We start from the raw sequence: 14,607 nt of genomic DNA, 5'->3' as shown, positions 1-14,607 counted from the left end.
GACTATTTATGAAAGTGATGCGGATCTCAGCACTCGGGAAAAAACGGAAGCAAACAAAAGCGAATGCAGATGTTTTTCAAGGAAAAAGAAGATTGTCAGGCGGATAACAAAATAGGGGGAATAAAAAACCCTTCCCGATAGGGAAGGGTTGATGTGACAAATCAGATATCGATGTTAGCGGCTTTCAGCGCGTTCTCTTCGATGAAGGCGCGGCGCGGTTCAACCGCATCGCCCATCAGCGTGGTGAACAGCTGGTCAGCCGCGATGGCGTCTTTGATGGTGACGCGCAGCATGCGGCGGCTGTCTGGATCCATGGTAGTTTCCCACAGCTGCTCTGGGTTCATCTCGCCCAGACCTTTATAGCGCTGGACTGACAGACCACGGCGCGACTCTTTCACCAGCCACTCAATTGCCTGCTCGAAGCTGGTCACTGGCTGACGGCGATCGCCACGTTCGATAAACGCATCTTCTTCAATCAGGCCGCGCAGCTGCTCGCCCAGACCACAAATTTTACGGTATTCCGGTCCATCAATGAACTCGCTGTCCATCGGATAGTCGGTATCAACGCCGTGCGTACGCACACGCAATACCGGTTCGAACACGTTCAGTTCGCTGTTGGTGCGTACGTGCGCCATATAGCTGCTGCCGTGCGCTTCGCGCTCGCTCAGGTATGCGACTAAACCTTCAATCCAGCCTTTAACTGCGGCTTCATTGCTGAGATCGCTGAGGGTTGGATGGTAGATCAGGCCACGCAGCATTGCCGTTGGGAAGCGACGTTCCATACGTTTGATCATGCGCTCGGTGCTGTTGAAATCACCCACCAGATTTTCCAGCGGCTGGCCGCCGAGAGCCGGTGCGCTGGCGTTGGTGTGCAGTGTTGCGCCATCCAGTGCGATAGCGATCTGGTACTGATCCATCGCTTCGTCATCTTTAATGTATTGTTCCTGCTTGCCTTTCTTCACTTTGTACAGTGGCGGCTGAGCAATATAAACATGACCACGCTCGACGATTTCCGGCATCTGACGATAGAAGAAGGTCAACAGCAGCGTACGGATGTGCGAGCCATCGACGTCGGCATCGGTCATGATGATGATGCTGTGATAACGCAGTTTATCCGGGTTGTATTCGTCGCGACCAATACCACAGCCGAGTGCGGTGATCAGCGTCGCCACTTCCTGAGAGGATAGCATCTTGTCGAAACGCGCTTTCTCCACGTTGAGGATTTTACCTTTCAGCGGCAGGATCGCCTGGTTCTTACGGTTACGTCCCTGCTTGGCAGAGCCGCCCGCTGAGTCCCCTTCCACAAGGTAAATTTCAGACAGCGCAGGGTCACGTTCCTGGCAATCAGCCAGCTTGCCCGGCAGACCCGCCAAGTCCAGCGCGCCTTTACGACGGGTCATTTCACGGGCGCGGCGCGCCGCTTCACGTGCACGCGCGGCATCGATAATTTTGCCAACCACGATTTTCGCGTCTGACGGGTTTTCCAGCAGGTATTCGCTCAGCAGTTCGTTCATCTGCTGCTCAACCGCGGATTTCACCTCAGAAGAGACCAGTTTGTCTTTGGTCTGTGAGGAGAACTTTGGATCCGGCACTTTCACCGAGACCACAGCAATCAGGCCTTCACGCGCATCATCACCAGTAGCGCTGACTTTGGCTTTTTTGCTGTAGCCTTCTTTGTCCATATAAGCGTTCAGCGTACGCGTCATTGCCGCACGGAAGCCCGCAAGGTGCGTACCGCCATCGCGCTGTGGAATGTTGTTGGTGAAGCAGTAGATGTTTTCCTGGAAACCATCGTTCCACTGCAGCGCGACTTCCACACCAATACCGTCTTTCTCGTTAGAGAAATAGAACACGGTTGGGTGAATCGGGGTTTTGTTCTTGTTGAGGTACTCAACAAACGCCTTGATGCCGCCTTCGTAGTGGAAGTGGTCACTCTTGCCGTCACGCTTGTCTTCCAGACGGATAGAAACACCCGAGTTCAGGAAGGAGAGTTCACGCAGGCGTTTCGCCAAAATGTCATACTCGAACTCCACTACATTGGTGAAGGTTTCGTAGCTCGGCCAGAAACGGACGCGTGTACCGGTGGTTTCAGTATCACCAGATACCGCCAGCGGTGCCTGCGGCACACCGTGCTGATAAATCTGCTGATGCACTTTACCTTCGCGGCGAATGGTCAGTTCCAGCTTCTGCGACAGGGCGTTAACCACTGACACGCCCACGCCGTGCAGACCACCGGACACTTTATACGAGTTATCGTCGAATTTACCGCCGGCGTGCAGCACGGTCATGATCACTTCTGCCGCAGACACACCCTCTTCCGGGTGAATGCCGGTCGGAATACCACGGCCATCATCCTGAACAGACACAGAATTGTCCGCATGGATGGTGACGACGATGTCACTACAGTGACCCGCGAGCGCTTCGTCGATTGCGTTATCCACGACCTCGAATACCATGTGATGCAGACCGGTGCCGTCATCGGTATCACCGATATACATACCCGGGCGTTTGCGTACCGCATCAAGCCCTTTAAGGACTTTGATACTTGAGGAGTCATAAGAATTCGACATCAACGTTTCTCGCTCATTTAATCTTCAGGTTGAACCGCTATTTTACCCTGTTCCACGCGGAACATCTTGCCCTTTTCGTCACTCATGTCGATTACATGTTCGACACCAATGGCGCTGACAAATACCTGAGCCTGCGTGGCTTTCAGGCGCTCGGCAAGCAACCGACGACGCGAATCGTCCAGCTCCGAGGCGAAGTCATCAATCAGGTACAAACAGCGACGTCCGCTGCTGCGCGTCAGATATTCGCCCTGCGCTAAACGCAGCGCACACATCAGCAGCTTTAATTGACCGCGTGAGAGTAAATCTTCCACCGGCGTGCCTTCTGCACGAATGCGAAAATCCGCTTTGTGCGGGCCGCTGGCGGTGTAGGTGAGCGCGCGATCGCGCTCGAAATTGCGTTCCAGCAGTTCGGCAAAATCGCTCTCTTTATCCCAGCCACGTTGGAATGAAAACGACAGCTCAAACTCTGGTAAAAATTGACCACAGGTGGCGATGATCTCTTTCGCTATCGCCGCACTGTACTCAGCGCGCCACTGACTAATCTGTTCGGCCAGCGGCACCAGTTCCTGATCCCACGGGCGAATTTGGCTGTAACGTGAAACTTGTCGCAGCGCGGCGTTACGCTGTTTCATCAGACGCCGTAGATTATTCCAGGCATTGAAGAAACCGGGTGCGGAGTGAAAGCATCCCCAATCAATATAGGCTCTACGGTATTTGGGGCCGCCGTTGAGCAAAGTAAACCCTTCCGGCGTGATCAACTGCATCGGCAGCAATTGCGCCAGCTCCGCCACTTTATGACCGTCACTGCCGTCGATGCGCACTTTGCTATCACCGGCGCGATTTTTGGTCAGCCCCACGGCCAATTCGCGCTCACTGCCTTCAATTCGTCCGTGCAGGACAAACGCATCCTGATCGTGACGAATGACGCGTCCAGCCTGCAAACTGCGAAATGCGCGGCCATGTCCGAGGGTGTAGATAGCCTCCAGCACGCTGGTTTTACCGCTGCCGTTAGCACCCACGAGGAAATTAAAGCCTGGTGCCAGCGTGAGATCGGCCTGCTCGATGTTGCGGAAATCTTTAATCAGGAGGCGGGTTAAAGCCATGAACGAATCCAGCTGCGCATTAAGAAGTGGTTTTCACCTAACCCTGCCATCGAGGGCGTTAACGGCGAAGCTAGTTTGCTCACGGCCAGCGCGCAGTCCCTGGGAGCATACTGAAGTATGTGACCAGGGACGAGCACTGCCCGGGGGCAAAATAGCGAGTAAGTTAGCCCGCTATAAAATCACAAGCGCATTGGCATGACGACGTATGCCGCCGCTGGGCTGGCAACGTCTTCAATTTGCACACTCGAAACCGAATCGGTCAGCAGCAAACGCACGTTTTCGCATTTCAGCGCATTCAGCACATCTAACACGTAACTCACGTTAAAGCCGATCTCCAGTTCAGTGCCGCTATACGACACATCCAGCATCTCTTCCGCTTCTTCCTGTTCTGGGTTATTAGCGGTGATCTTGAGCTGATTTTCGGTGATATAGATGCGAACGCCGCGGAACTTCTCGTTAGAGAGGATCGCTGCACGGGCAAACGCCTGCTTCAGCAGATCGCAACCGGCCTCCAGCGCTTTATCCGGGTTCTTCGGCAATACGCGGCGATAATCAGGGAAACGTCCATCAACAAGCTTAGAGGTGAAGATGAAGTCACCAACGTGCGCGCGAATGTTGCTGCTGCCGATCTGCACCTGCAGCGGAGTCTCGCCGCCATCCAGCAGACGGACTAATTCAATCACGCCTTTACGTGGCACGATCACCGAATGGTTAGGCAACGCCTGGCCAATCGGCATGGAGCAGACTGCCAGACGGTGACCATCAGTAGCGACGGTGCGTAACTCTTCACCTTCAGTCTCAAACAGCATGCCGTTGAGGTAGTAACGCACATCCTGATGCGCCATTGAGAACTGGGTCGCTTCGATCAGACGTTTCAGCGTGGCCTGCGGCAAGGTGAATTCCACCTCGCTCTGCCAGTCATCCAGATTAGGGAAGTCAGTGGCGGGCAGCGTCGATAAGGAAAAACGGCTACGGCCAGAACGCACCAGCATTCTGTCACCTTCCAGCGTCAGGCTAATTTCCGCCCCCTCTGGCAAACCGCGACAGATATCGAGGAATTTACGCGCGGGCACGGTGGTCGCACCGGGCTCGTGGGGCTGCGTTAATGCAACGCGGGCCACCATCTCCATTTCCAAATCGGTGCCGGTCAGACGCAGTACGCCTTCACTCACCTGCAACAGTAAATTTCCGAGGATCGGTAAGGTCGGGCGTCCACCAAGCGGGCCGCTAACCTGTTGCAGTGGTTTCAGCAACTGCTCACGTTCTACAATAAATTTCATATGCGTCAGGAAGATAATGTTCGAATGAGGTTAGAGAAATCTTCTTTGATGTCGTGGCTCTCTTCACGCAACTGCTCAATTTTACGGCAGGCATGGAGCACGGTGGTATGATCGCGGCCACCAAACGCATCGCCAATTTCCGGCAGGCTATGGTTGGTCAACTCTTTCGCCATTGCCATTGCCATCTGACGCGGACGTGCCACCGAGCGCGAACGGCGCTTCGACAGTAAATCCGCGACTTTGATCTTGTAGTATTCGGCCACCGTTTTCTGGATGTTATCGATGGTGACCAGCTTTTCCTGCAGCGCCAGCAAATCCCGCAGCGCTTCGCGCACGAAATCGATGGTGATCGCGCGGCCGGTAAAGTTGGCATTGGCGATGACGCGGTTCAGCGCACCTTCCAACTCACGCACATTGGAGCGCAGACGCTTGGCAATAAAGAAGGCGACTTCTCCAGGCAGGCGTATATCGTTTTCATCCGCTTTCTTCATCAGGATCGCTACACGCGTTTCCAGCTCAGGCGGCTCGATCGCGACGGTTAATCCCCAGCCAAAGCGCGACTTCAGGCGATCTTCAACACCATTGATCTCTTTAGGATAGCGATCCGAGGTCAAAATGATCTGCTGATTGCCTTCCAGCAGGGCGTTAAAGGTATGGAAAAACTCTTCCTGCGAGCGCTCTTTATTGGCAAAGAACTGAATGTCATCGATCAACAGTGCATCGACGGAGCGGTAATAACGCTTAAATTCTTCAATGGCGTTGTTCTGCAGCGCTTTTACCATGTCCTGCACAAAACGTTCTGAGTGCATGTAAACCACTTTGGCATTCGGCTTGCGCGCAATAATGCCATTTCCCACTGCATGTAACAGGTGAGTTTTACCTAAACCGGTTCCGCCATAAAGGAAGAGCGGGTTGTAAGCGCCACCAGGGTTATCCGCCACCTGACGTGCCGCCGCGCGCGCCAGTTGGTTAGATTTACCTTCAACGAAGTTATCGAAGTTATGGCGGTTATTCACATTTGAGCGGTAGGTGACATCCGCCGGGGCGGGCACTGAGTCCCAGCTTGGACGCAAGATTTGCGCCGGAGCAGGACGGTTTTCAACAGGAGCAGGGGTGCTGTAAGCCGCCATGGCTGGCTGGCTGGTTGCAACCTGCGCAGCCGGGCGCGTGCCCACTTCAAAACGCAGCAAAGGCACATTCGGACCGCAGAATTCATTCAGCAGCCCATTAATACTATTGAGATATTTATCCCGAACCCAGTCGAGTACAAACCGATTTGGTGCATACAAGGTCAGCGTATTGTCGTTTAATTCAGCTTGCAGCGGACGAATCCACATGCTGAATTCGGTGGCAGGAAGCTCATCCTGCAAACGGGCAAGACACTGTTGCCAAAGCGTAAGTGACACGGCGGACTCCACTCGTACAAAATCGATAAGAATTTCAGGCGCTAATAATAGAAACTGTCTTTTTTGACACAGGCGATCAGAAAGCGCCTGCGACCGCTATCCGCGGTAGTCATCCCTGGCGATCGCAGTGAGGATCGTCAGCGGAAGGGCGGATCATAGCGCAAAGCGGCACAGAGATCTTCCCTTTCTACACAGTTTTGATCCAATTTATCCACAGGCTAGTGAAGCGCTAATGAGTTTACGCTTTCTGTGGAAAAAGCGAGCGGTGATCTTGCTGAAAGAGGCAATTTTTCTGGTCGCCTCTCGTTTCCGCGCAATAAATCTGCAAATTGATCGCAAGAAGATCCTGCGCGATCCTTGCGCTTTACCCTATAGCCCGTATAATTCCCCACCCGGCATTATTGCGTGAAGCTTTGATGCCCGGAATCAGCGGGCTGTATCTGGTTTCCAGGTGCCGCGAACTGCGAAGTAAATTGACTCTGGACTGTACAATTATTACAATCCCGCCTCTTTATTAAAGACACATTGAGGCGTAGGTCGATTTACTGGCCCGAAAACGCGTCACCCAGTGAAAATTTTCAAGTTTAGGTAGAAATCGCCATGAAACGCACTTTTCAACCGTCCGTACTGAAGCGCAACCGTTCACACGGTTTCCGTGCTCGTATGGCAACAAAAAATGGTCGTCAGGTTCTGGCACGTCGTCGTGCTAAAGGCCGTGCTCGTTTGACCGTTTCTAAGTAATAAAGCTAACCCTCGTGGTTAAGCTCGCATTTCCCAGGGAGTTACGTTTGTTAACTCCCACTCATTTCACTTTCGTCTTCCAGCAGCCACAAAGAGCCGGTACGCCGCAAATCACCATCCTCGGCCGCCTTAACTCGCTGGGGCATCCCCGCATCGGTCTTACCGTCGCCAAAAAGCATGTGAAACGCGCCCATGAACGCAACCGGATCAAGCGATTGACCCGCGAAAGCTTTCGTCTGCGCCAACATGAGCTGCCTGCGATGGATTTTGTCATCGTGGCGAAAAAGGGGATTGCTGACCTCGATAACCGTGCGTTAACGGAAGCGTTGGAGAAATTATGGCGTCGTCACTGTCGCCTGGCTCGCGGCTCCTGATCGCCCTGATACGCGTTTATCAACGCGCCATCAGCCCACTACTTGGACCTCATTGTCGGTTCCATCCCACCTGCTCGCAGTATGGGATTGAGGCATTACGTCGTTTCGGCGTCGTAAAAGGTAGTTGGTTGACGATAAAACGCGTATTAAAATGCCACCCTTTGAACCCGGGTGGTGACGATCCTGTGCCGCCAAAAACCTTTGATACCAGAGAACATTAACGATGGATTCGCAACGCAATCTCTTTCTCATCGCTTTTCTGTTCGTGTCTTTTATGATCTGGCAAGCCTGGCAGACGGACCACGCTCCGCAGCCACAGCAGACTCAGACCACGCAGAACACAAGCAGCGCAGCGGGTGATGCCGCCTCTTCCGGCGTGCCGGCTAGCGGTCAGGGCCAAACGATCACCGTTAAGACTGATGTCCTGTCACTCAGCATCAATACTCGCGGTGGCGATATTGAGCAGGCACAGCTGCTGACTTACCCGGACAAACTGGGTTCAGACGCACCGTTCCAGTTGCTGGAAACCACCCCCGCCTTCGTTTATCAGGCGCAAAGTGGCTTAACCGGTCGTAATGGCCCGGATAACCCGAACAATGGCGCTCGTCCGCTGTTCACCACCACTCAGGATCACTTCGAGATGGCCGATGGCCAGACCGAGCTGCGTGTACCACTGACCTGGACCGATGAAAAAGGTGTGGTTTATACCAAAACCTTCGTGTTCAAGCGTGGCGACTTCGCGGTTAACGTTGACTACAACATCAATAACGCCTCGCAGCAGCCGCTGGAAGTGTCGATGTTCGGTCAGTTGAAGCAGACCATTGATCTGCCGAAGCACCGTGATACCGGCAGCAACAACTTTGCCCTGCACACCTTCCGTGGCGCAGCGTACTCGACCAGCGAAGCGAAATACGAAAAATACAAATTCGATACCATCGCGGATAACGAGAACCTGAACGCCACCACCAGCAATGGTTGGGTGGCGATGCTGCAGCAGTACTTTGCTACCGCCTGGGTGCCGCGTACTCAGGGTAACAACACCCTGTACACCAGCAACCTCGGTAACGGTGTTGCGGCAATCGGTTATAAATCTTCACCGGTGACCGTGGCAGCAGGCGCACAGCAAGACCTGGGCGCGACCCTGTGGTTGGGGCCAGAAATCCAGGACAAGATGGCCGCTATCGCGCCTCACCTGGATCTGACTGTAGATTACGGTTGGTTGTGGTTCATCTCTCAGCCACTGTTTAAGCTGCTGAAGTTCCTGCACAGCTTTATCGGTAACTGGGGCTTCTCGATTATCGTTATCACCTTCATCGTTCGTGGCATCATGTACCCGCTGACCAAAGCGCAGTACACCTCCATGGCGAAGATGCGCATGCTGCAGCCGAAGATTCAGGCAATGCGTGAGCGTCTGGGCGATGACAAGCAGAAGCAGAGCCAGGAAATGATGGCGCTGTACAAAGCAGAGAAAGTGAACCCGCTGGGTGGCTGCTTGCCGCTGGTTATCCAGATGCCTATCTTCCTGGCCTTGTACTACATGCTGTCAGGTTCGATTGAACTGCGTCATGCACCGTTCATTCTGTGGATTCATGACCTGTCCGCGCAGGATCCGTACTACATTCTGCCGGTTATCATGGGTATCACCATGTTCTTCATCCAGAAGATGTCACCGACCACCGTGACCGATCCGATGCAGCAGAAGATCATGACCTACATGCCGGTTATCTTTACCGTGTTCTTCCTGTGGTTCCCTGCCGGTCTGGTGCTGTACTACATCGTCAGTAACCTGGTGACCATCCTCCAGCAGCAGCTGATTTATCGCGGCCTGGAAAAACGTGGTCTGCACAGCCGCGACAAGAAGAAAGCGTAACGTCTGACTGCAACAGCAGCAGCGTATACTCAAGGGGCGGCATTTATGTCGCCCTGTTTTTTTTCAAAATTTGTACCCTGAATGATTCGAGCGCAGCCAACGCTGCTGCAGCTTGAAGTAGGACGGGTAAGAGAGAGAATCATGAGCCACAGCGATACTATCGTTGCCCAGGCGACACCTCCCGGCCGTGGCGGCGTCGGTATTCTGCGTATTTCCGGTGCCAAAGCCGCTGACGTCGCGCAAGCCGTGCTCGGCAAATTGCCGAAGCCGCGCTATGCCGACTACTTGCCGTTCAAAGATGCGGATGGCAGCGTGCTGGATCAGGGGATTGCGCTGTGGTTTCCTGGTCCCAACTCTTTCACCGGCGAAGATGTGCTGGAGCTGCAGGGTCACGGCGGCCCGGTGATTCTGGATCTGCTGCTGAAACGCATCGTGGCGCTGTCGGGTGTACGCATCGCTCAGCCGGGTGAATTCTCCGAACGTGCGTTCCTCAACGACAAACTCGATCTGGCGCAGGCAGAAGCGATCGCCGACCTGATCGACGCCAGTTCAGAGCAGGCCGCGCGTTCCGCCGTGAATTCACTGCAAGGCGCATTTTCCCTGCGCATCAATACACTCGTGGAAGCACTCACTCACCTGCGCATCTACGTGGAGGCCGCTATCGACTTCCCGGATGAGGAGATCGATTTTCTGTCTGACGGCAAAATCGAAGGTCAGCTTAATGCGGTGATCGGCGATCTTGATAACGTGCGCGCCGAAGCGCGTCAGGGCAGCCTGCTGCGCGAAGGAATGAAAGTGGTGATTGCTGGTCGTCCTAATGCCGGTAAATCCAGCTTGCTGAATGCCCTCGCCGGTCGTGAAGCCGCGATTGTCACCGATATCGCTGGCACCACGCGTGACGTGCTGCGTGAGCATATTCATATCGACGGCATGCCGCTGCACATCATCGATACTGCGGGGCTGCGTGAAGCCAGTGATGAAGTTGAGCGAATTGGAATTGAACGCGCCTGGCAGGAAATCGAGCAAGCCGATCGCGTGCTGTTTATGGTGGATGGCACCACCACCGACGCCACCGAAGCGGCCGCAATCTGGCCTGATTTTGTCGCACGTTTACCGGCACAACTGCCGATTACTGTGGTGCGTAACAAAGCCGATATGACCGGGGAAGTGCTGGGTCTGACAGAAGTGAATGATCACTCACTGATTCGTCTCTCTGCGCGGACGGGGGAAGGCGTGGATGCACTGCGCGACCATCTAAAACAGAGCATGGGCTTCTCTGGCAATATGGAAGGTGGCTTCCTGGCACGCCGACGCCATCTGCAGGCGCTGGAGTTAGCTGCCACTCACTTACAGCAGGGTAAAGACCAGCTGCTGGGTGCATGGGCCGGTGAACTGCTGGCGGAAGAGCTGCGTCTGGCTCAGCAGGCGCTGAGTGAAATCACCGGTGAGTTTACCTCCGACGATCTGCTCGGCCGGATTTTCTCCAGCTTCTGTATTGGTAAGTAGTCTTTCCCCTGTTTCCCCCATCACTGTTTGGTTGGGGGAAACATGCGTCTTTGTTATTTGGCACCCCCTCTCCTTTGCAGTATAACGATCGCTGGCCCGTGCTAAAGCGTATCGGCCTCACCCACGATTCATGCTAAACATTAGGCGCAAGTTGCTGCCTGAACAGGAGAGAAACATGAGTACACCGCTCGACAGCGTGGCGCTGAACGCGCTGTTCAATGACGCTCGCACCCACAGCTACTGGCAGGACAAACCGATTTCTCACGATGTGCTGCAGCAACTCTATAGCCTGACCGCGCTCGGCCCGACTTCAGCCAACTGTTCACCAGGACGCTTCGTGTTTGTCACTTCGCAGGAAGGCAAAGAGAAGCTGAAACCTGCGCTCTCCTCCGGCAACGTGGACAAAACCATGGCAGCACCGGCAACGGTGATCGTGGCGTGGGATCCTGAGTTCTATGAAGCGCTGCCCAAACTCTTCCCGCACGGTGATGCGCGTAGCTGGTTCACCAGCAGCCCGGATTTGGCGAAAGAGACGGCTTTCCGCAATAGCAGCCTGCAGGCAGGATATTTAATTCTGGCGGCGCGTTCGCTGGGGCTGGATGCCGGCCCGATGTCCGGTTTTGACCCGTCAAAAGTCAATGAAGCCTTCTTTAGCGAAAGCAAATGGCAGGTGAATTTACTGATTAATCTGGGCTATGGCGAAGCCAGCAAACTGCATGCGCGTTTACCGCGTCTCGGCTTTGATGAAGCCTGCAAATTTGCCTGATTGATTCCAGGCGTCGGGCATTGCGCGACGCCTGTCACTCACATTAACCCAGCGAGTGAAAACCGCTGTTGAAATAGACCATCGGCTCCGCCGCTTCACCTGGCAGTGAAATGCCAACGATGCGCGCCAGCAGCACGCTGTGCGTATTCCACTCCACCACTTTCTCCAGCTGGCAGTCAAAACTCACCAATGCATCAGCCAGCACCGGTGCACCGGTGTTCAGCGTTTGCCACTCACCGCTCTGGAAGCGTTCTGCGCGACGTGCAGACTGACTGAACTGCGCGCATAAATCGTCATGCTGTTCACGCAAGACGTTGACGGCAAAATGGCCAGCATTCACAAATGCGTCGTGGCTGGATGCACTACGGTTAACACACACCAGCAAGCTTGGCGGCTCGGCAGCCAGTGAGCTAACGGAGGTCGCAATCAGACCCAGCTTTTCGCCCTGAAACTCAGTGGTCACTAAAGAAACGCCTGCGGTCAGGCGGCGCATACCATGACGAAATTCATCAAGCGAGATTGATTCCTGGCGAGTAAGTGAGGTTACTGACATAAAAAAACTCCGACGTGCCTCTGTTTGCGATGAGCACGATGACTTGAGGTGGATTGTTTGCGCACTTCGATGTGCTGTTTTGCTGCCCAAATCCTACACCACATCACGCTTTGCATCACCCTATCTGAACGAATTCAGCAAAAGCGTTATATGCAAAGTCGCAGAATGGGAATATCCGCCGCTTCGGTCTTATCTGATTTTTGGTCATTAGATGTTATGCCGGATGCAAACCACTGAGAAAATTCCTACAATAGCCCTGATGATTATCTGACCATTTTCACGGAGCGACAGATGGCTAGTCATTTTGTACGTTGGATGGGTAACTCGCCGCTCTCTTCAGAGCTGTTGCGGGTTCCACAGGATGTGATTAACAGCGCCGAGCGCTTCCCTGACAAGCGCCGTAGCCGTTTTCTCGCCGCACGCGAATTGCTGGCTCAGCTGATGCTGCGTGTCTATGGCATTCGTGAACTGCCGCCGCTCATCACCACCAGCAGCGGACGCCCTTGCTTTGCCGATCCTAACCTCCCTGACTTTAGTATTGCGTACGCCGGTAATATGGTCGGTGTGCTGCTGGCGGAAGAAGGCGGACGTGCGGGGTTGGATATGGAGATTGTCCGCGCCCACAGCCGTCAGACGCAGGACACGCTCACGCAGGATCTCTCATCGGGTGAGAAAGCGTGGATCAACGCGCAGCAGGATTTTATGGAAGCGGTGACGCAAATCTGGACGCTGCGCCAGAGCATCCTCAAATTAACCGGTGAAAGTGAGAACGGTGCCGGTTCGCTGCAGTTGCACCCTGCTGCCGGCCGTCTGCGCTCCAGCGTATTTCCGGATATTCAGGCGGTCTGTGATGCCGAGCCGATGCTGGTGTGGTCGTGCGCGCTCTCTCCGGGCACTGAGCGCTTATGCCTGTGGGAGATTGATGCACAACAGCAATGGCAGCCATTGCGCGACGTTGAAATGAGCAAACCGAATATTGGCCCGCGCTCGCTGCGTCTGACCAGCCTCACTCACACACCCCAGGAAATCGGACATCTCTAACAAAACAGGCCGCAATCGCGGCCTGTTGTTTTTAGTGCGCGTCGATAAACGCGATTTTTAGCACAAACAGCAGGGCAACAATCACCACGCACGGGCTGATTTCACGCCAGCGTCCTGTGCCAAGCTTCATCACACAGTACGAGATGAAGCCCAGCGCGATACCTTCGGTGATCGAGAAGCTGAATGGCATCATCGCCGCCGTGACAAACGCCGGCACCGCTTCGGTGAGATCGTCCCAGCGCACGCGTGACAGTGACGCCGTCATCAAGACTCCCACATAGATCAGCGCACCTGCTGCCGCATAAGAAGGCACCATCGCGGCCAGGGGTGACAGGAACATCACCAGCAGGAACAGAATCCCGGTGATGACCGCCATCAAGCCGGTACGGCCACCAATCGCCACGCCGGAAGAGCTTTCGATATACGCCGTCACTGAAGAGGTGCCGATGAGCGAACCGGTCACCGAGCTGATGCTATCAACATACAGCGCCTGCTTCATACGCGGGAAAGTGCCCTTTTCATCGGTCAATCCGGCCTTATCGGTGACACCGATCAGCGTGCCGGAAGAGTCGAACAGGTTGACCAGCATAAAGGAGAAGATCACTCCCGCCATGCCGATGTTGAACGCCCCTTTAATATCGACCTGACCCACCACCGATGTCACTGCCGGCGGCGCGGCAAACACGCCGCTGAATTTCACATCGCCAATGGCTAAGCCAATCGCCGTAGTGACCACAATCGATACCAGCACCGCCGCGTGGATATTGCGTGAGGCCAGAATCGCGATAATGAAGAAGCCCAGCGCCCCCAGCAGTACGCTATGCGAGGTCAGGTTCCCGACCGTCACAATGGTGTCGGCATTCGGCACGATGATACCGGCGTTTTTCAGGCCCATCATGGCGATAAACAGGCCGATACCGGCGGTGATGCCGACGCGCAGACTCATCGGGATATTAGCAATCATCCAGTAGCGCACACGCAACAGCGTGAGGATCAGCAGACCCAGTGCGCCCCAGAAGATCGCGCCCATACCAACCTGCCATGAATAACCCATCGCGCCGACCACCACAAACGCGAAGAAGGCGTTCAGCCCCATCGCCGGTGCCAGCGCGACCGGCAAGTTCGCCACCAGCCCCATCAGGATGCTACCAAAGGCCGCTATCAAACAGGTGGTGACAAACACCGCCTGAGTATCCATGCCTGCGGCGCCCAGAATTTGCGGGTTTACAAAGACGATATACACCATCGTCAGGAAAGTCGTGAAACCGGCGATCACTTCGGTGCGCGCGGTTGTGCCGTGTTCCTGCAGCTTAAAGATGCGCTGCAACAAGCCCTGATTGTTCATTCAACTGTCCCGGAAAAAAATTTATCGCCGCGTATCCTATAGATTTTAGCGC

Annotated in this window: 14 protein-coding genes; 8 read left to right on the top strand and 6 right to left on the bottom strand. The window is 54.6% G+C overall.

Going from position 1 to position 14,607, the window contains the following annotated elements:
* Nucleotides 1-161 precede the first annotated feature (161 nt).
* From gyrB to dnaA, 4 genes are all read right to left on the bottom strand, one after another.
* A complete protein-coding gene (gene gyrB, locus WFP70_RS23600; protein WP_337024573.1) occupies nucleotides 162-2,570 on the bottom strand; it encodes a DNA topoisomerase (ATP-hydrolyzing) subunit B in 2,409 nt (802 codons plus the stop codon).
* A gap of 17 nt (nucleotides 2,571-2,587) precedes the next feature.
* Nucleotides 2,588-3,673 carry a DNA replication/repair protein RecF gene (gene recF, locus WFP70_RS23595; RefSeq protein ID WP_337024572.1) on the bottom strand — a complete coding sequence of 362 codons (1,086 nt, stop codon included), beginning with the start codon at nucleotides 3,671-3,673 and terminating at the stop codon, nucleotides 2,588-2,590.
* A gap of 179 nt (nucleotides 3,674-3,852) precedes the next feature.
* Nucleotides 3,853-4,953 carry a DNA polymerase III subunit beta gene (gene dnaN / locus WFP70_RS23590; protein WP_034830010.1) on the bottom strand — a complete coding sequence of 367 codons (1,101 nt, stop codon included), beginning with the start codon at nucleotides 4,951-4,953 and terminating at the stop codon, nucleotides 3,853-3,855.
* Nucleotides 4,954-4,958: 5 nt separating this feature from the next.
* Nucleotides 4,959-6,359 (bottom strand): chromosomal replication initiator protein DnaA, encoded by a 1,401-nt coding sequence (gene dnaA / locus WFP70_RS23585; protein WP_097118427.1) that lies wholly within the window; start codon nucleotides 6,357-6,359, stop codon nucleotides 4,959-4,961.
* Nucleotides 6,360-6,591: 232 nt separating this feature from the next.
* Here dnaA and WFP70_RS23580 point away from each other — a divergent pair, with 232 nt between their 5' ends.
* From WFP70_RS23580 to WFP70_RS23550, 7 genes are all read left to right on the top strand, one after another.
* Entirely contained in the window at nucleotides 6,592-6,768 is a 177-nt protein-coding gene (locus tag WFP70_RS23580) for a hypothetical protein (protein ID WP_166933364.1), read from the top strand.
* Nucleotides 6,769-6,959: 191 nt separating this feature from the next.
* Nucleotides 6,960-7,100: a 50S ribosomal protein L34 gene (gene rpmH, locus WFP70_RS23575; RefSeq protein ID WP_000831330.1), complete on the top strand. Its 141-nt coding sequence runs from the start codon at nucleotides 6,960-6,962 to the stop codon at nucleotides 7,098-7,100.
* A gap of 14 nt (nucleotides 7,101-7,114) precedes the next feature.
* Nucleotides 7,115-7,474 carry a ribonuclease P protein component gene (gene rnpA, locus WFP70_RS23570; protein ID WP_034830013.1) on the top strand — a complete coding sequence of 120 codons (360 nt, stop codon included), beginning with the start codon at nucleotides 7,115-7,117 and terminating at the stop codon, nucleotides 7,472-7,474.
* A complete protein-coding gene (gene yidD, locus WFP70_RS23565; protein WP_007893564.1) occupies nucleotides 7,438-7,695 on the top strand; it encodes a membrane protein insertion efficiency factor YidD in 258 nt (85 codons plus the stop codon). The genes rnpA and yidD overlap by 37 nt, the downstream gene beginning before the upstream one ends.
* Nucleotides 7,696-7,697: 2 nt before the next feature.
* On the top strand, nucleotides 7,698-9,344 hold the full coding sequence (gene yidC / locus WFP70_RS23560) for a membrane protein insertase YidC (RefSeq protein WP_038643953.1): 1,647 nt from the start codon (nucleotides 7,698-7,700) through the stop codon (nucleotides 9,342-9,344).
* Nucleotides 9,345-9,485: 141 nt separating this feature from the next.
* Nucleotides 9,486-10,850, top strand: coding sequence for a tRNA uridine-5-carboxymethylaminomethyl(34) synthesis GTPase MnmE (gene mnmE, locus WFP70_RS23555; RefSeq protein ID WP_337024571.1), 1,365 nt, complete (start codon nucleotides 9,486-9,488; stop codon nucleotides 10,848-10,850).
* Nucleotides 10,851-11,025: 175 nt separating this feature from the next.
* On the top strand, nucleotides 11,026-11,616 hold the full coding sequence (locus WFP70_RS23550) for a malonic semialdehyde reductase (RefSeq protein WP_058961702.1): 591 nt from the start codon (nucleotides 11,026-11,028) through the stop codon (nucleotides 11,614-11,616).
* 43 nt (nucleotides 11,617-11,659) lie between these two features.
* On the opposite strand, the gene WFP70_RS23545 is transcribed toward WFP70_RS23550, so the two are convergent.
* A complete protein-coding gene (locus WFP70_RS23545) occupies nucleotides 11,660-12,169 on the bottom strand; it encodes a flavin reductase family protein (protein ID WP_034830017.1) in 510 nt (169 codons plus the stop codon).
* 291 nt (nucleotides 12,170-12,460) lie between these two features.
* Between WFP70_RS23545 and WFP70_RS23540 the strand changes: the two genes are divergently transcribed.
* Nucleotides 12,461-13,210, top strand: coding sequence for a 4'-phosphopantetheinyl transferase family protein (locus WFP70_RS23540; RefSeq protein ID WP_337024570.1), 750 nt, complete (start codon nucleotides 12,461-12,463; stop codon nucleotides 13,208-13,210).
* Nucleotides 13,211-13,241: 31 nt separating this feature from the next.
* Here WFP70_RS23540 and WFP70_RS23535 read toward each other — a convergent pair whose 3' ends face one another.
* On the bottom strand, nucleotides 13,242-14,555 hold the full coding sequence (locus tag WFP70_RS23535; protein WP_034830020.1) for an NCS2 family permease: 1,314 nt from the start codon (nucleotides 14,553-14,555) through the stop codon (nucleotides 13,242-13,244).
* Nucleotides 14,556-14,607 lie beyond the last annotated feature (52 nt).

The organism is Pantoea sp. USMM079 (assembly GCF_037153115.1).
Classification (GTDB): Bacteria; Pseudomonadota; Gammaproteobacteria; order Enterobacterales; family Enterobacteriaceae; genus Pantoea; species Pantoea communis.
This window is presented reverse-complemented; position numbering and strand designations above follow the sequence as displayed.

What these genes read in the sequence shown, in the direction of transcription:
- gyrB (WP_337024573.1), bottom strand. Translation starts at nt 2,570, where the DNA reads ATGTCGAATTCTTATGACTCCTCAAGTATCAAAGTCCTTAAAGGGCTT.
- recF (WP_337024572.1), bottom strand. Translation starts at nt 3,673, where the DNA reads ATGGCTTTAACCCGCCTCCTGATTAAAGATTTCCGCAACATCGAGCAG.
- dnaN (WP_034830010.1), bottom strand. Translation starts at nt 4,953, where the DNA reads ATGAAATTTATTGTAGAACGTGAGCAGTTGCTGAAACCACTGCAACAG.
- WFP70_RS23580 (WP_166933364.1), top strand. Translation starts at nt 6,592, where the DNA reads ATGAGTTTACGCTTTCTGTGGAAAAAGCGAGCGGTGATCTTGCTGAAA.
- rpmH (WP_000831330.1), top strand. Translation starts at nt 6,960, where the DNA reads ATGAAACGCACTTTTCAACCGTCCGTACTGAAGCGCAACCGTTCACAC.
- yidD (WP_007893564.1), top strand. Translation starts at nt 7,438, where the DNA reads ATGGCGTCGTCACTGTCGCCTGGCTCGCGGCTCCTGATCGCCCTGATA.
- yidC (WP_038643953.1), top strand. Translation starts at nt 7,698, where the DNA reads ATGGATTCGCAACGCAATCTCTTTCTCATCGCTTTTCTGTTCGTGTCT.
- mnmE (WP_337024571.1), top strand. Translation starts at nt 9,486, where the DNA reads ATGAGCCACAGCGATACTATCGTTGCCCAGGCGACACCTCCCGGCCGT.
- WFP70_RS23550 (WP_058961702.1), top strand. Translation starts at nt 11,026, where the DNA reads ATGAGTACACCGCTCGACAGCGTGGCGCTGAACGCGCTGTTCAATGAC.
- WFP70_RS23545 (WP_034830017.1), bottom strand. Translation starts at nt 12,169, where the DNA reads ATGTCAGTAACCTCACTTACTCGCCAGGAATCAATCTCGCTTGATGAA.
- WFP70_RS23540 (WP_337024570.1), top strand. Translation starts at nt 12,461, where the DNA reads ATGGCTAGTCATTTTGTACGTTGGATGGGTAACTCGCCGCTCTCTTCA.
- WFP70_RS23535 (WP_034830020.1), bottom strand. Translation starts at nt 14,555, where the DNA reads ATGAACAATCAGGGCTTGTTGCAGCGCATCTTTAAGCTGCAGGAACAC.